The 21,962-nt window shown below is 44.8% G+C and carries 15 protein-coding genes and 4 tRNA genes; 16 read left to right on the top strand and 3 right to left on the bottom strand.

From position 1 onward, the window contains the following. Positions 1 to 78 precede the first annotated feature (78 nt). The 4 genes from QQL66_RS14065 to QQL66_RS14080 all read left to right on the top strand — a co-directional run bounded on the left by QQL66_RS14065 (position 79) and on the right by QQL66_RS14080 (position 3,310). Entirely contained in the window at positions 79 to 1,539 is a 1,461-nt protein-coding gene (locus QQL66_RS14065) for an alanine/glycine:cation symporter family protein (RefSeq protein ID WP_284382245.1), read from the top strand. 201 nt (positions 1,540 to 1,740) lie between these two features. Then, on the top strand, positions 1,741 to 2,478 hold the full coding sequence (locus tag QQL66_RS14070; protein ID WP_284382248.1) for a substrate-binding periplasmic protein: 738 nt from the start codon (positions 1,741 to 1,743) through the stop codon (positions 2,476 to 2,478). A gap of 70 nt (positions 2,479 to 2,548) precedes the next feature. After that, positions 2,549 to 3,022: a hypothetical protein gene (locus QQL66_RS14075; RefSeq protein WP_284382249.1), complete on the top strand. Its 474-nt coding sequence runs from the start codon at positions 2,549 to 2,551 to the stop codon at positions 3,020 to 3,022. 99 nt (positions 3,023 to 3,121) lie between these two features. Next, positions 3,122 to 3,310 carry a hypothetical protein gene (locus QQL66_RS14080; RefSeq protein WP_284382251.1) on the top strand — a complete coding sequence of 63 codons (189 nt, stop codon included), beginning with the start codon at positions 3,122 to 3,124 and terminating at the stop codon, positions 3,308 to 3,310. A 264-nt stretch (positions 3,311 to 3,574) separates the two neighbouring features. Here the strand turns inward: QQL66_RS14080 and QQL66_RS14085 are convergent, their stop codons facing one another. Both QQL66_RS14085 and QQL66_RS14090 read right to left on the bottom strand, forming a co-directional pair. Then, entirely contained in the window at positions 3,575 to 5,032 is a 1,458-nt protein-coding gene (locus QQL66_RS14085; RefSeq protein ID WP_284382252.1) for a S41 family peptidase, read from the bottom strand. Between the two features lie 328 nt (positions 5,033 to 5,360). Continuing rightward, the gene (locus tag QQL66_RS14090) at positions 5,361 to 6,659 is read right to left on the bottom strand and encodes a helix-turn-helix domain-containing protein (RefSeq protein ID WP_284382253.1); all 1,299 of its coding nucleotides are present in this window, start codon (positions 6,657 to 6,659) and stop codon (positions 5,361 to 5,363) included. A 551-nt stretch (positions 6,660 to 7,210) separates the two neighbouring features. On the opposite strand from QQL66_RS14090, the gene QQL66_RS14095 reads away from it, so the two are divergent. From QQL66_RS14095 to QQL66_RS14115, 5 genes are all read left to right on the top strand, one after another. Beyond that, a complete protein-coding gene (locus QQL66_RS14095; protein WP_284382254.1) occupies positions 7,211 to 7,963 on the top strand; it encodes a substrate-binding periplasmic protein in 753 nt (250 codons plus the stop codon). A 235-nt stretch (positions 7,964 to 8,198) separates the two neighbouring features. Beyond that, entirely contained in the window at positions 8,199 to 8,753 is a 555-nt protein-coding gene (locus QQL66_RS14100) for a (2Fe-2S)-binding protein (protein WP_284382256.1), read from the top strand. Beyond that, the gene (locus QQL66_RS14105) at positions 8,743 to 10,926 is read left to right on the top strand and encodes a xanthine dehydrogenase family protein molybdopterin-binding subunit (protein WP_284382258.1); all 2,184 of its coding nucleotides are present in this window, start codon (positions 8,743 to 8,745) and stop codon (positions 10,924 to 10,926) included. Before QQL66_RS14100 ends, QQL66_RS14105 begins: the two co-directional genes overlap by 11 nt. 174 nt (positions 10,927 to 11,100) lie before the next feature. Beyond that, a complete protein-coding gene (locus QQL66_RS14110; protein WP_284382261.1) occupies positions 11,101 to 12,192 on the top strand; it encodes an XdhC family protein in 1,092 nt (363 codons plus the stop codon). A 383-nt stretch (positions 12,193 to 12,575) separates the two neighbouring features. Continuing rightward, a complete protein-coding gene (locus QQL66_RS14115; RefSeq protein ID WP_284382263.1) occupies positions 12,576 to 14,621 on the top strand; it encodes a DUF8754 domain-containing protein in 2,046 nt (681 codons plus the stop codon). Positions 14,622 to 14,684: 63 nt separating this feature from the next. On the opposite strand, the gene hspQ is transcribed toward QQL66_RS14115, so the two are convergent. Then, positions 14,685 to 15,038 carry a heat shock protein HspQ gene (gene hspQ / locus QQL66_RS14120; protein ID WP_284382265.1) on the bottom strand — a complete coding sequence of 118 codons (354 nt, stop codon included), beginning with the start codon at positions 15,036 to 15,038 and terminating at the stop codon, positions 14,685 to 14,687. A 163-nt stretch (positions 15,039 to 15,201) separates the two neighbouring features. Between hspQ and QQL66_RS14125 the strand changes: the two genes are divergently transcribed. From QQL66_RS14125 to QQL66_RS14155, 7 genes are all read left to right on the top strand, one after another. After that, entirely contained in the window at positions 15,202 to 17,349 is a 2,148-nt protein-coding gene (locus QQL66_RS14125) for an exonuclease domain-containing protein (protein ID WP_284382266.1), read from the top strand. A 152-nt stretch (positions 17,350 to 17,501) separates the two neighbouring features. After that, a tRNA-Val gene (locus QQL66_RS14130) sits at positions 17,502 to 17,577 on the top strand. Positions 17,578 to 17,609: 32 nt separating this feature from the next. Further along, positions 17,610 to 17,686 (top strand) — tRNA-Asp (locus QQL66_RS14135). Positions 17,687 to 17,692: 6 nt separating this feature from the next. Beyond that, positions 17,693 to 17,768: transfer RNA gene (locus QQL66_RS14140), tRNA-Val, on the top strand. Between the two features lie 45 nt (positions 17,769 to 17,813). Further along, a tRNA-Asp gene (locus tag QQL66_RS14145) sits at positions 17,814 to 17,890 on the top strand. Positions 17,891 to 18,588: 698 nt separating this feature from the next. After that, positions 18,589 to 20,619: an oxidoreductase gene (locus QQL66_RS14150; RefSeq protein WP_284382267.1), complete on the top strand. Its 2,031-nt coding sequence runs from the start codon at positions 18,589 to 18,591 to the stop codon at positions 20,617 to 20,619. Positions 20,620 to 20,821: 202 nt separating this feature from the next. Continuing rightward, a complete protein-coding gene (locus tag QQL66_RS14155) occupies positions 20,822 to 21,841 on the top strand; it encodes a hypothetical protein (RefSeq protein ID WP_284382268.1) in 1,020 nt (339 codons plus the stop codon). Positions 21,842 to 21,962 lie beyond the last annotated feature (121 nt).

The raw sequence follows: 21,962 nt of genomic DNA on the forward strand, positions 1-21,962 counted from the left end.
GTTAATGGTAGGAATCGTCTAAGTTTATTAGAGCGTTTGAAGGATTGCCCGTTGCCTGAATTTGTCTAGGAGTAAGAGATGAATGAAAACCCTATTGAAACCCAACTATTAAACCTGATTGATCTGCTTAACGGTTTAGTTTGGGGGAACGTGTTAATTTATGTGCTCCTGATTTCAGGTGCCTTTTTTACCATCGCGACAGGTTTTGTCCAGTTCCGGTATTTTGGGCATATGCTCAGTAACTTCAAGAACAGCCGAAATACCAGCGGCGGTATTTCTCCCTTCCAGGCATTCTGTACCGGGTTGGCTGCACGAGTTGGAACAGGCAATCTGGCGGGTGTGGCCGTAGCGATTGTATTAGGTGGCCCTGGTGCTGTTTTTTGGATGTGGTTGGTTGCGATTATCGGGATGGCCACCAGCTTTGTGGAATCTACTTTGGCGCAAACCTTCAAGGTGAAGAATGAAGATGGCAGTTCCCGGGGTGGTCCTGCCTACTACATTCAGCAAGGTTTGGGTTCTCGAACCTGGGGGATCGTGTTTGCACTTTGTCTAATGATTTCCTTCGGGTTTGCATTTAATGGGGTTCAAGCAAACTCTATCAGTGATGCGTTGGAGCTTGCGTTTGATATTCCTGATTGGGTGAGTGGTATCTTCATCACGTTAGCTACCGCAATTGTTATTTGGGGTGGAACAAAACGTGTTGCCGTCTTTGTTGAGTATGTCGTGCCTGTCATGGCGTTGGCTTATATCCTCATTGCATTGATTGTGGTTCTTTTAAATATTGCAGATCTTCCTGCAGCGGTTAGTAATATTGTTTCTTCTGCCTTAGGGTTCCAGGAAGCTGGTGCAGGGGCCTTGGGCGCGGCAATGATGAATGGCATCAAACGTGGTTTATTCTCGAATGAAGCCGGTATGGGTAGTGCTGCCAATGCTGCTGCAACTGCGAACCCGAATCCGCATCACCCAGCAACCCAAGGGTTCTTCCAGATGTTTGGTGTGTTTGTCGATACCATTGTTATTTGTACGTGTACGGCTGCAATTATTTTATTGTTTGATGGTTATGAAGACAGCAAACTGACGGGTATTCAATTAACACAAGTGGCGTTGTCTAGTCATCTGGGGGATTGGAGTGGTACCTTCCTGGCGATTGTAATTACCTTCTTTGCGTTTACTTCTATTGTTGCCAACTACAGCTATGCAGAATCTAACTTGAAGTTCATTACCGAAGATAATCTTCGACTTCAGGTTTATCGCCTGATCTTGTTGGCCGTTGTGATGTACGGTTCTATTGGAAGCTTACCTCTGGTTTGGAACTTTGCGGATCTAACGATGGGCGTTATGGCGTTAGTGAATCTGGTTGCATTGTGTCTGTTGTTTAAATACGTGCGCGTGATCTTTAAAGATTATCAAGAGCAGCATGCCAGAGGCGAATTACCTGTATTTGAAAAATCTCTTTATCCTGAAATAGCGAAGAAGATCGACGACGATGTTTGGTCAGAGACGCGAGAGGAAGTTCACGCCAAGAATCCACCGCTTTAACCGTATCTCTGATTCTGTTTAAAACCTTCGAATGCCCTGATTTTGTCAGGGCATTTTTTGTGGGTGGAGGACCGAGTTAAAATATCTTAGAGCTGATTATTGGATGAATGGCAGCGTATAGGTTTGCCATCTATACTCGGATTTAATGGATTGTTTATTGATGTCAAAAGGGAGGGCCGCCATTCAGGAGTTCCGATAATAATGAGCCGTCTACAAAGATCCCTTGCAGGCATTGCTGTTGTTCTTTCAATCTCTTCACCCAATCTCCAGGCTGATAACTTAAAGCTTGCCGTTGGTTTGGCATTACCTCCTTACGTTATTTCCGAGACTAATTCGGGCATGGAGCTTGATGTTGTAAGAGAAGCGTTGAAATTAGTCGGACATACGGCAGAGGCTGTTTACCTTCCGTTTGGGCGTGTTCCTCCTGCGGTAACAAACGGTGATGTTGATGCTGCGCTCACGGTGAATGAGTCCTCTGGTTTAGATGGCGTAAAGTATTCTGACTCCCACATTACCTATCAAAATGTTGCGGTTTCTTTAGCCGTTAATAATTTCTCAATTAATCAAATATCAGACCTCTCAGGGCACTCTATTATTGCCTTTCAAGATGCGACGAAATATTTGGGCGACGCCTATGCTTCCATGGCTGGTGCCAATAAGCGTTACAGTGAAAAAGCCAAACAAAGTAAACAAATAACGATGTTGTTTGCTGAGCGGGTGGATTGCGTGGTTATGGATATTAATATCTTCAAGTTCTTTAAAGCTGCAGAAACGCAGGTGAAGACTGATAGAAAAGTCGTTGTGCATGAGATTTTCGAGCCAAGCAATTATAAAGTCGGGTTCCGGAAGCAAACGCATCGTGATGACTTTAATAAAGGATTAGCTCAACTCAAGGCCAGTGGTCGGTATGTCGAAATCTTGCGGAAGTACGTTCAATAAGTGAAAACATGACCGCTAACTGAGGGTGTGTTCAGATCTGGAGGAGAGGCCCATCAATACGCTAGACCTTTTGAAGGATCAGTATTGTAAGGAGCAATCCCGACTCACTCTATTGGATACAAAGTGTTTCCACGCATTGGCGCTGCAAACCGTGATCCTGGTTGTTTTGGTGTGGTTCGGATTTGTCTATCGAACGCTCCTATTTCATCCATCAGCGCCATTGGAATGGTGTCTGTTAGTTATTTATCTGTTGATGATGTTCTGCTTGATCTGTGCCTGGGGGCACGCATTATTGGCGCTTAAAGTTGAGGATTCTTCGGCGGGCCGGACAGATCGGGTGGTTCGAGACGTTGCGAAGTTGATGGACGCAGGTTGTTCCGTGTATGACCTTATGTTGGAAACATATACCGAAGATGTTCAAAGATTAACTCAGGCGGTGAGCGCTAAAACGATTAATCTAAATCACTCTTACAGTGAGTTCACCATCAGCGCTTGGTGGTTTTTCTTATTCATGCTGATTGGTCTTCTTTTCGTCTTGGTTTAAACCGCTGTGTGCTGGTTTTATCAACGATCTTCCTTCCTTTTTTAGATCTAAGGACCATACTTACTCTATGGTTCCGTTCCCGTAATTAGGTGATTTTATATGAAGCATTTCATGACACTCGAAGAAATAGAGAAGGCGGCATCAAATGGGCATGCGACCGCCGATCAGCTAGACCTTTTAATTTCAAATACACGAGAAATGGCAAATCAACGTGAACAAGAATTAACGAGGTTAAAAGGAGTTTTGGATCGACTGGAAGCAAGATTAGAAGAAAAAGGCTCCAGTTAAAGAGAATCCTCACCCGGAATGTTTTACGCAAAAAGCTTAACGAATAAGTTATACAAAGGTCGCTATACACCCAATACCGGAAACTCTGGATCTCAGACCAGCGATACTTTCAATGGTCAGATTTTTTTGTGGAGTGTAAATTCGAATATCATGAAGGTTACCTCGTTATTGACGCTGACTATTCAACAACGAGGTAATCATAGCTGAGGTTTTCGTTATTCTGACTGACCCAGACGGCTCTAAGTGTTGGTTCAGAACTGATGGTTAATTGAGTCGTTCAAAGGCTGCTTCGAGCATTAAATCTTCTTCATTCTGACGTTCCTGTAACTCAAAAGCCGTCATTTCTATGTCTACAGGAACTCCAAGACCTTCGTACCAAACGCCCTCGACCGAACGGTAGATTTCATTAGACAGAGCAAACGGAAGACCTCTCGGTGTGTGTTTGTCCAGACTATCAGAGAATGATCCTTGAGTTTTTTCACCTAAGAGAGTGACCTGTGGCAGTTCTCTCATTGTGAGGGTAAATACTTCAGCGGCACTGCTGGTGGTTGCACTGGTGAGTAATACCACGGGTTTTAAATATTGTTTGTCTCCTCTTGGAGAGATAGACACATCTCGTAACGGGGTCATGCTATTACCCAGACGGGCTTGCTTTTGATAGGCCAAACGCTCTGAATCGGTAAATCGACTGGCAATGGCCAGCGCTAAGAAGTCATCACCTCCAGTATTTCTGCGAACATCAATAATCAGTCCGTCTGTGTCTTGTAGGTCGTCGATGGCTTGGTCTATTGCAGTTTCCAGAGCGTTTAAATTAGCAAGATCTTGATGGTCACTGTCTTCCTGTGAGGTAAATCCTTCCATGCCTGCAATTTGAAGATAGCCAATACCGTCTACTTGATACCAAGCCAGTTGATCGTTGGCGGCAACGCGTATGTCTTCGTCAGAATCGGCATAGCTAAAGATGATGTCATTCATCAGTTCGAGTTGGGCTTCTGCGTATTCAAGTGCCGCTTGAAATTGTTCTTCTGTGGTTAGTTGAGGAATTCCCTGGCCGTCTGCATATTCCTGAAGCAAGAGGTGGATGAACAGAGGTTTGGCTGTGAAGTAGATTTCATTGTCTTCTGAGCCCAGAGTGGTGTGGCCATCTCTTAACGGTCTGATCATATTCACCAGTTCCGTGATCAGCTGTTGATCCGTCGGGTTTGCTAACAGATTCGTCTCAGCAAGTTGATACATGGCATCCCAATCGACGCCACGAAAATCAATTGAAATAGAGAGTTCAGACAGTGCTTGATAAAAGTATTCAAGGTCATCTTGAATGTTGTCTTGATAATTGTTGTCTCCCACTTTAGGCGTAAACCCGTTTTGACATGCGGTAGGTTTCTCATCGACTTTGTTGAACACTGGTCCAGGGGTGTAGAGATTTTTTGCTCCGAATCCGTCTTTTAGCTCAATTTGATTGCCCGATAAGATAAAAGCGCCTTGTAGGTCTTTAAGTTCTATATCGTTGACTTCATTACTAATCAGGCAATAGTCCTCTGTGTAATCGAACATGATAAGACGAGCTTTTTTGAATTCGAGTCCTTGGCCGTAGGCGGGTGCCAGCCATGTCCCCTGATACTGCTCTAAGTCTTTTAAATTGCTTTTTTCCGAATCCGAGTGTCCACAGCCAGTCAGAACCAAAGCGGCCAACAGTGCTGTCGTAGAAGTCCAGTATTTCATTCGCTACTCCTGAGAAGAATGTTTTGTTGATTTGGGATTATTCTTTTGTGAGTAGCATGCTGTGGAAGAGGGTGGGAGTCGTCCTGACCTATAAGTCAGAACCTGTAACTCATTGATTTTCTATTATGAATGGTTTGAATCTATAGGGCTGAACGTTTCTTGTTGTTGGACTGGCTATGATGCTTACGTCATTGTCGATGAGGAAGGATTTCATGTCCAAATGGTGTTATTGGCTAGCAAATATGTTTGGAGTTTTAGCCGTCATGACTGGAATTCTCTGGTTGTTGAATGAGGTTCTGGTCTTTATCTACTGATCATTCTCAACTGATTATTTGGATGCTTTTCTGAATTCGCCAGGGGTTTGACCCTGATGTTTTTTGAATGCTGCATAGAAGGCGGATTTAGAGTTAAATCCAACGGCTAAGGCGATATCCGTCACCGTGTCTGAGGTTGTAGAAAGCGAAGAGGCGGCTGCATTGACCCGATATTGATTGATGAAATCAAAAAAGTTGAGCTTGAGTTGTTCGTTGATGACCTGCGATAAGTAATTGGTAGAGATACCCATACGCTCTGCCAGTTGTGGTAATGACAACTGCGAGTCCAAATAGGGACGTTCTTTCTCCATGAGTGTTTGAAGCTCAACGGCCAGACTTGCGGAGAGATCATCCGACAACGATGACTTCTTATATTTTTCTGATGCTTTCGATTCAATGATCGACGCTTCATCTGTTTTTGACGTGGCTTGAAGTTCTGTTTGTACTGTTGAGTGTACTGGCGTTTTAGCGTTCAACTCTGATTCACCGATCGGGGCTGTTTGTAGGCCAGTGTCGAGGTTAGTGCTGGTGGGTAAAGGCTGATTCTGAGTATTTGGAACTTCGATGGCTTGGTAAGGCGTGAAAATTTGAGGTTGCTTCAGACCAAGATACCCCATGACATAGATTAAGATCACAATGCTGAATCCCAATACCTCATCAAGACCGTCTGATACATTCTCCGGCACAGGCAATATGGATCTTGATAGCCATAGTAGGTAGATGCCCAATAAACTGAGGATCAGATTTCGTAACCAAACCAGGCTGACCTTTTCCGTATAAGAGAACTCGTTTGAAATTCTTAACTGATGTCGTTTGAGTACGATTAACGAGGCGACCAAGTAAGCGCCCATGTGAAGCATTGCGGCTACATCTTCTACCGTCCCGAGCAACATGGCCCATAGCGACAGTGGATCGTCTTCGTTTACTGAATCAAATAAGATGGCAAGTTGTTGTTCGTTGGTAAGAAAGACCAGAGACCAAGACACCAGAATATGTACCATTGCTGGAATAAAGTGGAAAGCCGTTCGACCATAGGGTGTTTGTGCTGAGATATGACACGCATAAAAGTAAATACAGACCCCGAAGAAAAACTCTTTAGGCCAGAATAAGGCTCTTAACCAGGGGTGTTGATAGGTGATCCCTGAACTATCCAGAAAATAGTCGAATAGAGATGTTACAAACACCAGCGTCAAAGCACCCAGATACATATTGGCCTTATGGCTACTGAGCTTGCTGGTAAATAATGACAGTGCCAGAAAGATCCCTTGAGCTGCACCCAGTAAGAAAACGACAGAAAGTAATGACAGGTTCATACAAGCTCAAAAGATAGAAGATAATTCGAAATAGCATTCTTTATTAAATCACTAAATTTGCCAAGCGCTTTCAAGCTTGCAATCGTTCCTGTTTTTCCTTTTGGAAAATGAATCTTTCTTGATCAATCCATGTCGGCTATGTTTTGAATTTTGGATACTTTTTGTTATTGATAAGTCATTGTTTGATAATGGAAAATACTTTTTAAGAGTCTTGTTTGGACAATAAGGTGTCACTGTGTCTCACTTTAATAAAATGTAACAATAAAGAGCTTTTTGATACCGATCAGCGAGCGTACCTTTGGCGTCCTTGGCATGTATTCAAAGATTTCACAAATAATTCAGGAACCGCATCGAGCAATCCATGCGGTTCTTTTATGTCTGCCATTTCGATGATTTAAGGCTGGCTGAAGGAAGTTAGCGTGCAATCGATACAGCCAATTTCAGGATGCAGTGGTTAGTTATTGTTCGGTCTTTAACTACACTGGAATCATCAGATGAATGAAAGTTTCCAGTAAAACTACTGTACGTTAGTTACGGACAGCGAGGTGTTTATGCAATTTAAGTTTCAAATTGGGGTTATGGCGTTAGTTTTATCTTTCTTTTCTTCGATATCGTTCGGTGAGGATAAACTGAGGCTTTATACGGAAAACTACCCACCCTATAACATGTCGAATTCAGGCCAGCCTTTCGCTCATAAAGCGGAAGATATTTCCGGGCTTTGTACTGAGCTGGTGAAGGCTATCTTGAAACATTCAAAAGTTGATTTCTCTCTTAAGCTGAGAGAATGGTCGGCGGGCTTAAATCGAGCTCAGAAACGACCAAACCATGCCATTTTCTGTACCGCAAAAACAGAAGAGCGAGATCCTTACTTTCATTGGATTGGTCCTCTTACCGAGATTGAATGGACACTTTTTGCTAAACCGGGATCAAAGATCAAGCTAGAAAGTCTTGATGATGCTAAGAAATATCGCATTGGTGGTTATAAAGGCGATGTGTTGAGCGATTACCTGATTGAGAAAGGTTTCGACGTGGTGACCATCGCTAATGATGCTTTGAACCCTCGTAAACTGATGCTGGATCAAATTGACCTATGGATTACCGATGGCTTGTCTGGGCCATATTTGGCGTCAGAGTCGGAAGACATTGAAGATCTTACCAAGGTGCTGGTTTTCAGAACGACACCTTTGTATTTGGCCGTGAATGTAGAGTCGAATGAAAAAATCGTCAATGAGCTCAATAATGCGTTTGAGCTTATTCAAAATAATGGCGAAGCGGATGCCATTCGTTCCCAATATATTCAATAGTTGCCGAGCTTGTTTGGGCTCTTGCTGTTAAAAGCCCTATGTCGGTCTATCAATACGTTTCCCGTGTTCAACGGGAAACGACTTCTTTTGCCTGATTCTTGAAATTTGTTGCTCGTTCCTCTCAAATTCCGATCAACGTATTTTGCTTCCTCACTGAATTATCTAGTCTTAGTAGATTAATGAGATCTCAAACCATGAGACTGCGACTTTGACTTGATGATGTGGGGACGTCTGAATGAAACTCTCGCTCAATTTAAATGGACAAAAACATGAGGTGGATGTTGACCCGAACACCCCTCTGTTATGGGTAATTCGAGATCACCTGAAGTTGACCGGAACCAAATTTGGTTGCGGGATGGCTCAGTGTGGCGCCTGTACGGTACACATGAATGGCAGTCCTATTCGTTCCTGCGTTACCCCGGTAAGCAGTGTTCAAAACCAGCAGATTACGACCATTGAAGGCTTGTTGACGTCCGAGGTGTCTCGCGAAGCCAGCGCTGTGGTCAATGCATGGGAAGACATTGCGGTAGTGCAGTGTGGTTATTGTCAGTCCGGTCAGATCATGTCGGCTACGGCATTGCTCAAACAAAACCCAAACCCATCTGAAAAAGACATCGATGATTTTATGTCAGGCAACATTTGTCGATGTTCCACCTATGTTCGAATTAAGCAAGGGATTCAACAAGCTGCGCAATCAATGGCGTTAGCAGATGCAGGGCACACTGCTGAACCTTTGTATTACGATGCTGCTGAGTCAAACCCACAGGGAGGTGATCATCATGTCGCTTAATGTCAGTCGTCGTTCTTTCATCGTGGGCAGTGCACAAGCCGGCGCCGGTTTGGTGTTAGGTGTGTCACTCGCAGGGTGTGCAACGGATGAAGGTATGTCTTCAGATACATCGATGCCAAAAAAAGGGTTGGAAGCCAACGCGTTTGTTAGTGTGGCTACGGATGGAACCGTCACCGTACAGATCAAACATCTGGAAATGGGGCAGGGAACCTACACTGGCTTGGCCACCTTAGTGGCGGAAGAGTTGGATGCCGATTGGGGGCAAGTGCGAGCCGTGAACTCCGAAGCCAACCCGGAAAAATACAACAACCTGTTTTGGGGGAAATTCCAGGGAACAGGCGGCAGCACCGCCATTGCCAACTCGTTTATGCAGTTACGGGAAGCCGGTGCGGCGGCAAAAGCGATGTTGGTTGCAGCGGCTGCATCGAGCTGGGGAGTACCCGCCAGTGAATTGACCACTGATAAAGGGCAGGTGTTTCACTCGGCTTCAGGTCGGCAAATTGGGTATGGCCAGTTGGCTGAGTTGGCGGCCTTACAAAAAGTCCCTGAAAAGATAACGTTAAAAGAGCCTTCGCAATTCAAGTTGATTGGGCAAAAGCTCCCGCGCAAAGATTCAGGAAAAACCAATGGTACCGCCGTCTTTACTCAAGATATTCAATTACCGGGACAACTGACGGCACTGGTTGCACACCCCCCTCGGTTTGGTGCCAAGTTGAAGTCCTTCGATGCCACGAATGCTCGACAAGTGCCTGGTGTTGTTGATGTCGTACAAATCTCTAATGGTGTTGCGGTGTTGGCCAACGATTATTGGCAAGCCAAGACCGGACGGGACTTGTTGCAAATCCAATGGGATGATTCGAAGGCGATGACTAAAGGCTCTGATCAGTTAATGGCAGAGTACAAAGACCTAGCGAAGAAGCCAGGCTTGGTTGCAGTGAAGACAGGCGATGTGGATTCTGCTTTTGCTCAAGCCGACAAAGTGATCGAGGCCGAGTTTGAATTTCCATACTTAGCGCATTCTCCTATGGAAGCGATGAATTGTGTTGTGCAAACCAAGCAAGTAGGTGGTGCCTATCAGTCGGCTGAATTGTGGTACGGCGCACAGCTTCACACGGGTGACCAAATGTCGGTAGCTAAGTTGTTGGGTATTGAACCTGCCAAAGTTGCTATTAATACGATATTTGCTGGTGGTAGCTTTGGACGACGAGCGAACCCGGCTTCTGATTACGTGTTGGAAGCTGCGGAGATTGCTAAAGCCTACGGTAAAGATGTTCCTGTTAAATTGGTTTGGTCCAGAGAGGATGACACCCGTGCAGGTTATTACCGCCCTATGTACTTCCATAAATTGAAAGCCGGATTGGATAGCAAGGGTACTCTTGTTGCGTGGCAGCACCGAATCGTTGGTCAATCGATCATTGAGGGTACGTTATTTGAAGGCTTTTTGGTGAAAGATGGTATTGATCATACTTCAGTGGAAGGTGCATCAAATCTGCCTTATGCCATTCCAAATCTTCAGGTGGAATTACACACAACTAAGGTTGAAGTGCCTGTGCTCTGGTGGCGAAGTGTTGGCTCGACCCATACGGCTTATGCGACAGAGTGTTTTCTGGATGAAGTGGCCCGAGCGGCGGGTAAAGATCCTGTGGAGTTAAGGATGGCGCTGTTAACGGATCAACCAAGACACCGAGGTGTGCTGGCTTTGGCGGTTGAACAGTCCGGTATGAAAGGAAACTCAGATAAGAACAAGGCCTATGGTGTCGCCGTACATAAATCTTTTGATACTTACGTTGCTCAAGTGGTGGAACTCAGTAAATCCAGTTCAGGCTTCAAACTAGAAAAAGTGACTTGTGCGGTTGACTGTGGCGTGCCTGTGAATCCTGATGTCATCAAAGCCCAGATGGAAGGAGGCATTGGCTTTGGACTGTCGCCTGCGCTGTACAGTGAAATCCACATCGATAACGGAGCGGTACGTGAATCGAACTTTCATGACTATCAAGTGATCCGTATGCGAGATATGCCTAAAGTCGATGTCCACGTGGTGCCTTCAACCGAACCGCCGACGGGCGTAGGGGAGCCGGGAACCCCGGTTATCGGGCCTGCGGTCGCTAATGCATTAGCTGCGGCTGGTGGACCGGTTGAACGACGGTTACCGATGAAAACACCGCTGAGTTAATGGCTTGGTTCTAATGGATTCCTCTTCGTCTATTTCTTCAGGGGCTTTGATTACAAGAAGCCCCTGAAGAAAGTTGGCGCAGTTTGTATATCAAAAGACGTTGATTTCTTTTAGTCTGATACGTCTTAATGACTCCTGAATTCAGAGAATAAGCATTTAAGCTGGGAACTAACTATGTTGCAGTTCGTTGCAAATCAATCAGGTCTGAATCAAAAAGAAAGCGCCATTCCTTCAGAGAGTTCGTGCTCATCTTCTGGTGTTTCGTCTTTTGTTGATGATATTCGTCCGACGTTGTTTTCCTGGCTTAACCAAGGTCTTAAAACAGCGTTATTAACCCTGATTAATGTGGAAGGTTCTTCACCCAGAGGTGTTGGCAGTCAGATGTTAGTCAATGAAAAGGGGGCGTCAGTTGGTTTACTTTCCGGTGGCTGTGTTGAATCTGCGTTGGTGAGTGAAGCGTTGGAGACTCTCAAAAGCAAGCAGTGGAAATTGATACGTTATGGTCGGGATTCTGATTACTTTGATGTTCAGCTACCTTGTGGCTCGGGCATTGATGTCCTGATCACACCAATAGAGTCTTCGCACTGGATTGACGACTTAACCAGATTCACTGTACAGCGTGAACCGATCGCTTTGAACTTTGATTTGAAAGTGAAAACCTTCTCTCTGGCGCCGGTGTCAGAAGCGGATTATTACCCCAAAAATCATCGCGGTAATCAGTTCACTCGCGCGCAAGTGGAATCGGATCTGACGTCTTTTTCCAAGGTTTATCTACCTAAACATCGCATTTTGTCGGTCGGACAGGGCGCGGTGTTTGATTTCTTTATTGCTCTGTCTCAATCCTTTGATATTGAACTTTTTGCCTGCTCTTCTCGTTTTAAGGAAGGTCAACAGAGTGAACGTAATACCTCTGAGGTTGTACATACTCAGTTTCTCAATATGAAATCCCCCAAGAGTTTTGATGCCAGTTTGTTGGATCGATTCAGTACGCTTGTCCTGCTCAGTCATGACCACGACTGGGATATTCCTATTTTAAAAGCGGCATTAAAAACACCGGTTGCTCACATCGCTGCGCTAGGCAGTAAATCTACGCATCAGCAGCGGTTGGCGCTACTAGCAATGGACGGTGTCTCTATTGAAGATCAGGCTCGGGTAAAAGGCCCGGCCGGGATTAACATTGGCGGTAAAACGCCCCCTGAAATTGCCTTGTCCGTGTTGTCTGAAGTAGTAGCCTATAAGAACCAGCAAACGCCAGATAATTATTGATAACCGAATAGGGCTTTTCTTTATTAGCCCTCAACCAGGTTTTCTATTGGCTTAGCTCGGAATAAAGCCGCCTTTATTTTTTGATCTCCTTCTGGATCATCTGTCTGGATATTACCGATCTCATGTCATCAATATGTTTACTGTTGAAAAATTTATATCGATTAATTTTTCGGAAACAGTAGGGGTATTTACTTAGTTTTGATAAAGTCAGAACTCTGGCACTCCATGAATATGCTTACTAAGCTTGAAATGATGTCGTATATGACAATCAGAGTTCAAAGCTGAAAGGTTTAGTTCAGAAAGAAATAAGAAGGTCGTTCGCATCTTACTTATGCAATACTAATAATCGTGTGACAGATACCCGTTAGATGATGGATCAATCTATGAAAAAAATAATCAACGTCAGTCTTGGATCATCCGATCAAGACTATGAATTCACCACAAAATTTTTAGATGACGAGTTTACCATTCAGCGAATAGGTACCAATGGTGATGAAGCTGAGGCGTGGGAGCAACTGCAACGTCTTCAAGCCAAGTGCGATGTTATTGCCGTTGGTATGGTGGCTGATGATTACAACGTCGGTGAGTTTCGTTTCGAAAATCAGGCAACCCGCAAGTTAACCCAAGTGGTAACTCGTGTTCCTGTAACAACAGGCGCACGTTTGCGCCGATTATTGCAATGCTCCGCCATTCGATACGCTCAAAAAGAATTGGTGAACTATTTCAATAACAACAAAGTGTTGTTCTTGTCCGGCATGGCAAACTATGACATGGCGACTTTGATGGCAGAATACACGCCAAACATTAAGTTTGCCGATCCGATTATTCATGCCGGTATACCGAAGTTCCTGAAGTCGATTACGGCGTTGGAACTGTACGCTCGTGGGCGTTATAGCATCAATCAATTTACGCCGTTTGATACCGAAAAAACCAATGTACCATCCTTGCCAACCGTTAAAAAACGCTTAATTCGTGGCGCGATGAAAGACTCGCATGTGGTGGTTGGTACGACGGCTGAAATTCGTAAGTACGGTGACCTGGAAAGCCTGAAGGACAAAACGTTAATCACTTCGGCTGTGACAGACGATGACATGGCGTTCTTCAAAGCGGCTCAAGTCAATCTGGCCATCGATGTAACGCCAGATCTGTTTGAGCAAGTATTGGGAATCAACGTTCTCGAAGCGATGGTCATCGGTGCCAGTGATATTGATGCGGATGAACTGTCTACGGCGGATCTGGAAGACATTGTCAAAGAACTGGAAATCAAACCTCGTATGTTGCACCCAACGGGGGAATTCCGAAACATTCGCCGTTTCGCTTTTGTTATTCATCCACTGTCTCAGGAGTACATCCGAAACGTTACTCCGATTCCAAAACGCTTTGCTCATACACCGTTGATGAATGCGGTTGAGAAAGCCTTTGCTCATGCGCCACCGTTGGTCTATTCAGAAGTAAAGGGCATTAAGTCACCGTGTGGTGCTGAAGCGGAAGGTTGGTTAATTACCGTGGGTGGTACTCCGAAAGAAATGCTGTCTCACAGTGCCGAGTTTACTTATAAGCGTTTGCTGGCCGCTGCCAAAATGGCTGAAAAGCTCGGAGCTCAGATTATGGGCTTGGGTGCCTTCACCAAAGTGGTAGGGGATGCAGGTATCACGGTTGCACGTCGTTCCGATATTCCGATTACCACAGGTAATAGTTACAGTGCTTCTGGTGCTTTGTGGGCTGCGGCTGATGCGATGAAGCGATTGAAGTTGGTGGACACTCCAACCAATGGCGGAAAAATACCGGCTAAATCGATGGTCATTGGTGCAACTGGTTCCATTGGTTCTGTGTCTGCGCGTCTGTTAGCAATGGCGTTTGATGAAGTCTACATTGCTGGTCGAAACATGAAGACGCTTGAAAAACTCAAGCAGTCGATGTTGGAAGATACGCCAGACGCTAAGATCACTTGTACTACCGATCCTGATGAACACTTGGGGCAAATGGATGTGGTTGTGACGTCTACCTCTGGTGCTGGTAAGAAGATCCTCGATATCACCAAGGTGAAGCCGGGTTGTGTGATTACCGATGTGGCTCGTCCGCTGGACCTTCCGCCGTCTGAAGTGGCTAAACGCCCTGATGTGTTGGTGATTGAGTCTGGTGAAATTGAAGTGCCAGGTAAGCTCGATATGCGAAGCATCAAATTGCCTGATAACGTGGTCTTTGCTTGTATGGCGGAAACCATTGTACTCGCTCTGGAAGGTCGCTTTGAGGTCTTCACCATCGGTCGAAATACCGAATGGGAGAAGGTGAAAGAGATCTATAAGATGGGTCTGAAGCACGGCATGAAACTGGCCGCTATCTCGGGCGTTAACGGTGTTTACACCGATGAAGACATTCAGCGTGTTCGGGATCTGGCGTTAGAAGCTCGTAAAACCTGGAAAGGTTAATCTTCAATGTAAGTTGACGCAGGAAGTGAAGCTCAGGCTTCGCTTCCTAGTTTACTTTTGTTTCTAGTTTACCTTTTGTCTTGGTCTGTAACGCTCCCCATCAAAACCTTCAAACAACGCATTCACTAAAGGATGATCTATCGATTTCAGATCATCGCTGTCTTCCAGGTTTTGCTCTGCCACATAAGTAGTATGCTCCGCATTATCCACTAATACTCGATACCAGGGCTTATCCTTTGGCGGTCGAGACATCGCTACCATGTCATACCACTCTTCCGAGTGAGAAAAACAAGAGTCGACTCCAAAGATTACGCCTCGATAATCAAAGCGTTTATGATGGACGATTTGACCGATATAGAACTTTGCTTCTTTCATCTTTGAGTTACCAATATATTCTTCAGCGATGTTATCGGTCATCTATGAACAGCGTACAGGACTGCTGCTCTAATGGTATGCTGGGGCCTAGTTAATACGTGCTTAGTTAATACGTGCATTAGTTAACGCGTGCCTAGTTGATACACCAGTACAACTTCTCAGTGCTATTTATTCACTCAAGTATAGAACAAGATGCTTTATCCTCATGAAACAAGAGCTGCCTGAAAAATATTACCTCGATCATTTTTATGAATTCATCGATTACATATCGTCTGTATCTGGGCATCTGTTGGAGCAATCTCACCAAACCTTTCTTAATGCCTTTCGTGAACTGGATGAAGCGAGCCAGTGTTTGTTAGTTCGGTTATTGAATCGGAACGTTTCCGTCATTGATCAAAAGACCCTAAGGTATGCAGAAATCTATGATTTGGAATCTTCGCTAAGTCACCTAAACGCAAAGGGGCTGATTCGGAGTTTGTCTGAGCAGGACTGGCCCGGTTGCTTAACTTATTTTACGAAAGATCAGTTGTGCGCTTATTTAGATCAACACCAGATAGTCTATAAATCTTCGTTTAAGAAACAGGCCATTATCGAAGTGCTGGTTCAATCAATTACCTTTGAACAAATGAATTCAAACGAAGCTTTTAAAGGCTACTGGATCAAAGCCTGTGAATCTGATTTCCACTATCTTTTGTATCTGTTTTTTGGGAACGTCGACAGTCGACTCAATCAATTCTCCTTGCGGGATCTCGGCGTCCGAAAAACACAAGGCCAGCAAGTCAGTGTTCAAGCTCGCTTTAATTCAAAAGAAGAAGCGGCTACCAGCTTTATATATGCACAAAAGCTTCATGCACTAAAAAAGCCTCAGTTATTGGATTGGGAAGCTCTTGCTAACGAGGTGGCTGCATTGCCTGAACCTGTGGGGGAGACGGCTACAGTTCAATACAGTCGATATCTGTTAAAGCTGGCTCGACAGGTGGAACGTTTAGATGAACAGCGTGCATTGTCTTTGTATCAGTTATGTTCTCTCCCTGAGGCGGAAGAGCGCTGTTTAAGGCTGCTCTATAGCTTTGGTGAGAGGGAGCAAGTCCAGCAGCGGTTGATGACGATTATTGAGCGGGCAGGATCCGAGCACTTATTGCTGTTTGCTGAAGATTTCTTAGCGCGGAAATTTAATCAAAAACGCACCAGTAAGCTCACCGATGTGCTCCGGTCAGCGAAGCAGGTGAATATTGATGAAATGTTTCGTCATAACGTGGAGCAGGGGGTATGCAATTACTATCGATCTATGGGTATTGAGGCGATTCATACTGAAAATGATTATTGGCGTGCCTTATTTGGCTTAACTTTCTGGTCGGAGTTGTTTGAAAGTGAGCTGAGTATTTGTAATGAGTTCGATTGGACGCCTGCATGTTTAAAAGACGGTCGTTTTTATTCACTTCATGAAATCGCGATTCAACAGAAGCTGTCATTGCTGGCAGATAAAAGCCGCTATCTGCATTTCCTGACCCAGTGTGCCACGGAGCATTTTGGAAAACCGAATGGGTTGTTTCGCTGGAAGCCGACGTTGTTGAAGGAAATGCTCCATATCCTAAAGCCAATCGATTTGGATGCACTACGGTGCTTTTTAGAAGTGATGGCGCAGAACTATCAAGCGTTGAGTGATGGCTTCCCTGATTTGACGGTTATTGATGAGCAGGGCATTCGATTTGAAGAAGTGAAGGCGCCAGGGGATTCGTTAAGACAAAATCAATTAGTGACACTTAATAAGTTAAAAGAGGCGGGCTTTGATGCCGGTGTTTGTCGGGTTAATTGGATCACAGATCCAGATCAAGCTTACTGTGTGGTGGATATCGAAACCACCGGTGGGACGAAAGAAACCCATCGGATTACCGAAATTGGCATTGTGAAGGTTATTGCCGGGGAGATTGTGGATCGGTGGCAGACGCTGGTGAATCCTCAGCGACATATACCTGGCTTTATAACAAACCTTACGGGTATCTCTGATGATATGGTGAAAGATTCTCCCACCTTTGCTGAGATTGCTGGTGACCTAACTGCATTTTTAGCGGGCAGCATATTTGTCGCCCATAACGTTAACTTTGATTATGGCTTTATAAAAGCCGAGTTTGCTCGTCTGGATGAACATTTTTCAATGCCAAAGCTGTGTACGGTGAAAGAAATGAGACGTTTTTATCCTGGGCATGACTCTTATGGGTTGGCAAACCTGTGTGAAATTTATGATATTCGCCTGATAAATCACCATCGGGCACTAAGTGATGCGGAGGCAACTGCTCAATTATTGCTCATGATTAATGAGAAACGGTTAACAAATGTCCAAGTTGATCGTTAAATAAACGATTAAAAGCAGCCTTGTCTTAATAATGAAATTTTTTTGAAAAAAGCTGTTGACCGTCAAAGATCGCTCTGTATAATGCTGACCACTTCTTGAGGGAACAGCGATTTATCACAATAAGTTGCTGATCTTAAAAGGAGATTTAAGCTGGGTGGTTAGCTCAGTTGGGAGAGCATCGCCCTTACAAGGCGAGGGTCACAGGTTCGAGCCCTGTACCACCCACCAAATTATATTTGGACAGCTTAAATATTTGGTTTGGAGCAGTAGTTCAGTTGGTTAGAATACCGGCCTGTCACGCCGGGGGTCGCGGGTTCGAGTCCCGTCTGTTCCGCCATCATCTGGGTGGTTAGCTCAGTTGGGAGAGCATCGCCCTTACAAGGCGAGGGTCACAGGTTCGAGCCCTGTACCACCCACCAATCTTTGACAGGATTGGGCAGATGAAAACCAAATATATTAAATGCGGAGCAGTAGTTCAGTTGGTTAGAATACCGGCCTGTCACGCCGGGGGTCGCGGGTTCGAGTCCCGTCTGTTCCGCCATTTTCTTTCCCCCCCTCTTTATCGAAATGTAATCTTTTCTGATTTTCTTCAGATTCTTTAAAATTCTCAATTGCTGTAATAATTCTGAAACCTTTTCGTAATAATCTCTCTATCGTTAGGTTTTGGCATGTAACTTGTATTTACTATCTTGTATTCAAAGCATGTCGTGTCCAAAGCCTTTATGTAAGGAGAATAAAATGGAAATGAATGACGATCTTTTAGATATCTATTTCGATGAGTATGACGATGACTATTTAGACGACGATGGCGTTGAAATGTAGTCTGAGTTATTTAATTTTTTGATTTAATTAGTTGTTTTATAAGCTTTTATCTTTAGTATGCCGCTCCAGCTTTTCTGCTGGGGACGCGGCTAGATAAACGACTTCCTTGGTTTACCTCCTCTTTTAATTTCTTCTGTGTATTTTTCTGCACTCTGTCCTATTCTACGGTGTTTTTTAATCGTTCTATCGAGCGTTTAGTCTCATCTTGTATTTGGTGTTGCTCACTTTTGGCTGATTTAATCTGCTCGTTATTGCGCGTGATTGCTTGATGGGTGCATTATCTTGGTGCGTTTTTCGTGAGTGATCTTCGTTGAAGCTCCTGCAAACAGGGTCTAAATTCAAACATACAAAAAATATTTCTGACATTTCTGTTTGATGGTTTGTTGTTGATTATCGATTTGCTTGGAGAGCGCCCTCATGAATCAGAGTTCGAATTACCCTCATATGCTTGAACCATTGGACCTTGGATTTACCACCCTTAAGAATCGGGTGTTGATGGGGTCGATGCACACCGGATTGGAAGAGGCAAAAAATGGTTTCCAGCGTATGGCAGAATTCTATGCAGAAAGGGCACGGGGAGGTGTTGGGTTAATCGTTACTGGTGGTATAGGGCCCAACGCTGAAGGCGCTGTATATCAGGGCGGTGCAAAGATGGATACGGTGGAAGAGGCTGACCATCATAAGGTGGTCACCGAACGGGTTCATCAGGAAGGTGGGAAGATCTGTATGCAGATTCTTCATGCCGGGCGCTACGCTTATAACCCTAAATTGATAGCGCCTTCCGCCATTCAGGCACCGATCAATCCTTTTAAGCCTCACGAATTAACGGACGATGAAGTTGAACAGCAAATTGAAGCCTTTGTGAATTGTGCTGGGTTGGCACAGTACGCCGGATACGATGGTGTGGAGATCATGGGATCAGAGGGTTACTTCATCAATCAATTCATTGTTGAACATACCAATCAACGTCAGGACCGCTGGGGCGGAAGTTTTGAAAATCGAATTCGCTTGCCTATCGAAATTGTAAAGCGTGTTCGGGAAAAGGTCGGCAATGATTTTATTATTATTTATCGCTTATCGATGCTTGATCTGATTGAAAAAGGCAGTGATTGGAAAGAGGTAGTCGCGCTGGCGAAAGAGATTGAGAAGGCGGGAGCAACCATCATCAATACAGGGATTGGTTGGCATGAAGCAAGAATACCAACCATTGTTACCAAGGTACCGCGCGCGGCATTTACCCGGGTGACTAAGCATTTGAAAGGGGAAGTTACCATTCCTTTGGTAACCACCAATCGTATTAATGACCCGAGTGTTGCCGAGTCTGTCCTGGCAGAAGGTCATGCTGATTTGGTTTCTATGGCACGTCCGTTCTTGGCGGATGCCGAGTTTGTTTTAAAAGCGGCCGAAGGGCGTGCGGAAGAAATTAATACCTGTATTGGCTGTAATCAGGCCTGTCTCGATCATACCTTTAGCATGAAATTAACCTCGTGCCTTGTGAATCCAAGAGCCTGTCATGAAACGGAACTGGTTTATAAACCGACGCAAGCTAAGAAAAAAATTGCGGTTGTGGGGGCGGGGCCGGCAGGTCTGTCCTTCTCGACGGTAGCAGCGTCTCGGGGGCATGAGGTCACTTTGTTTGATGATCAAAGTGAGATAGGCGGTCAGTTTAACGTAGCAAAACGAATCCCAGGTAAGGAAGAGTTTTACGAAACCCTTCGTTATTTCAAAGTGATGATCGAAAAAGAAGGGGTCAACCTGAGGTTAGGTCAACGAGTCAGTGCTGATGACTTAGTGGCCGGTGGTTTTGATCAAGTGGTATTGGCGACAGGAATTAGCCCAAGAGTGCCGGCCATTGAAGGGATTGATCATCCTAAGGTGGTTAGCTATCTGGATACCATTCTGGGACGCAAGCAAATTGGTAAGAGGGTTGCCATTATTGGCGCTGGTGGTATTGGTTTTGATACGGCTGAGTTTTTGACCCATGGGGATGAAAAGCCAAGTCTGGACATTGATTTGTTCATGAAGGAGTGGGGTGTTGATTTAACGGTTGGTCATCGTGGTGGCGTGGTGCCAGCTCAAGTATCGCCGTCCGAAAGAGAAGTGTATTTGATTCAAAGGAAGTCGAGCAAAGTTGGGCAAAATCTTGGTAAGACTTCTGGTTGGGTTCACCGTACTGGTCTGAAAAAGAAAGGCGTTCATATGATCAATGGTGCTGACTATCAGAAGATAGATGATCAGGGCCTGCATTTAACGGTGAACGGAGAGGATCGGATCTTAAATGTGGATCACATTATCTTGTGTGCCGGACAGGAGCCGCTTCGCGAATTGCAAGATTCATTAGAAGCTGCGGGTAAAATTGTTCATTTAATCGGTGGGGCGGATGTTGCCGCAGAATTGGATGCTAAACGAGCAATCAATCAGGGCTCTCGCCTAGCTGCTGAAATTTGACGGTAGGTTATTGTTTATAATGATTTATTTATGGAATTCATCTGGACTCTGACCTAAATGCCATTGGTTACAAAGTATACAGCTTTGTAACGAATGGTGTATAAGCGTGAGCTTAGTTTTCCCTGCTAACCGTGTCACAGTTCATTTCACAGAAAGCACTAAACTTAGCATCAATAGCTTAAATGATGATTGAGGTCATGCCATGAATTCCGCTAACGATACAACACCTACTGTTGAAGCAATCCTTCTTTTTAAGGGTGCGGAAGTAGTTGAACAAATGCTTTACTCCGAGTTCGAAGGTGTTCTGGATCACGTGACGTGCATTCCAGACTATGCGGATGAACGAGTGAAAGGATGTTATGCCAATGTAACGCCTGATCTGGCCATTACTGGCATCATCTTTTTCTATATTGATTTTGATGAGCATGGTTATGCTGATCGCTCGTGGAGCCTGCCGCTACGTCGTTTGATGGGGATGGCGGGTCAAGGTCCTGATTTGGGTGCTGGCCCTATCCAATTGGTTTGTCGTACTCGTTGCCCTCAGCCTGAAATGCGTGAGGAATTGTGGGACCCTTCGATTCAACCTGGTATGAATCATTTCCAAATCCTAAAGCAGGCGATTCAGCAAAATGAGCTGAACATTAATCAGCAATTGGCAGTAAGCCAGAGTTCATCGATGGGTTGCATTGATGTGGCATTGGCTCAGTCACAGGTTGTGGAGTCTGAGGAATCTAAAAACCGTCGTGATAAGTTAGCTGAAATCATTAAGAGTCAGCGTTTCCGTATTGAAGCTTTGACCAACGAATGTAAGGACAAGGTTGATGCGTTGGAGCGTGCTCGTCGTCATGACCAGATTCAGTACAACGAACATAAACGCATGTTTTCTCAGAAATTTGAGCAACTGAAAGTGCGTTACCTCAAACGTGAAGAACAGCTTAATAATGCGGTGTCTTTGATTGCCCGTATGTTGGATGTTGAGGACGCAGAGGTGATTAAAGAACATCTGGATGATCTGCGTGCTGTGGGAAACTTGGCTGACCTCTCTACTGGAGATGGAAATGCAGAGCAAATGGAGTTAATTCAAACCAAGGCGGAGAATTACCTTCTGACCCAACAACTAGTGCAACTAAAACGCATCTGCAATGCAATGAATAAGAAAATGCGTGATATGGAAGGAACTGATATTCCGACAGTTGTGCCTATGGCGTCCAAGAGCGCGTAATTTAGCTGGGCATGATTTCGTGATCAATTCATAAAACAGTTTTCTGTGTTACAGCCTCTGGTTACAATCTGGTGATCAGAGGCTTTTTTTTGCCTGTTTGTTTCTTCTAGTGATCTTTATT

The organism is Litoribrevibacter albus, assembly GCF_030159995.1.
Lineage (GTDB): Bacteria > Pseudomonadota > Gammaproteobacteria > Pseudomonadales > Litoribrevibacteraceae > Litoribrevibacter > Litoribrevibacter albus.

Coding starts and splice junctions, on each gene's coding strand:
- QQL66_RS14065 (WP_284382245.1), top strand. CDS start 79: ATGAATGAAAACCCTATTGAAACCCAACTATTAAACCTGATTGATCTG.
- QQL66_RS14070 (WP_284382248.1), top strand. CDS start 1,741: ATGAGCCGTCTACAAAGATCCCTTGCAGGCATTGCTGTTGTTCTTTCA.
- QQL66_RS14080 (WP_284382251.1), top strand. CDS start 3,122: ATGAAGCATTTCATGACACTCGAAGAAATAGAGAAGGCGGCATCAAAT.
- QQL66_RS14085 (WP_284382252.1), bottom strand. CDS start 5,032: ATGAAATACTGGACTTCTACGACAGCACTGTTGGCCGCTTTGGTTCTG.
- QQL66_RS14090 (WP_284382253.1), bottom strand. CDS start 6,659: ATGAACCTGTCATTACTTTCTGTCGTTTTCTTACTGGGTGCAGCTCAA.
- QQL66_RS14095 (WP_284382254.1), top strand. CDS start 7,211: ATGCAATTTAAGTTTCAAATTGGGGTTATGGCGTTAGTTTTATCTTTC.
- QQL66_RS14100 (WP_284382256.1), top strand. CDS start 8,199: ATGAAACTCTCGCTCAATTTAAATGGACAAAAACATGAGGTGGATGTT.
- QQL66_RS14105 (WP_284382258.1), top strand. CDS start 8,743: ATGTCGCTTAATGTCAGTCGTCGTTCTTTCATCGTGGGCAGTGCACAA.
- QQL66_RS14110 (WP_284382261.1), top strand. CDS start 11,101: ATGTTGCAGTTCGTTGCAAATCAATCAGGTCTGAATCAAAAAGAAAGC.
- QQL66_RS14115 (WP_284382263.1), top strand. CDS start 12,576: ATGAAAAAAATAATCAACGTCAGTCTTGGATCATCCGATCAAGACTAT.
- hspQ (WP_284382265.1), bottom strand. CDS start 15,038: ATGACCGATAACATCGCTGAAGAATATATTGGTAACTCAAAGATGAAA.
- QQL66_RS14125 (WP_284382266.1), top strand. CDS start 15,202: ATGAAACAAGAGCTGCCTGAAAAATATTACCTCGATCATTTTTATGAA.
- QQL66_RS14150 (WP_284382267.1), top strand. CDS start 18,589: ATGAATCAGAGTTCGAATTACCCTCATATGCTTGAACCATTGGACCTT.
- QQL66_RS14155 (WP_284382268.1), top strand. CDS start 20,822: ATGAATTCCGCTAACGATACAACACCTACTGTTGAAGCAATCCTTCTT.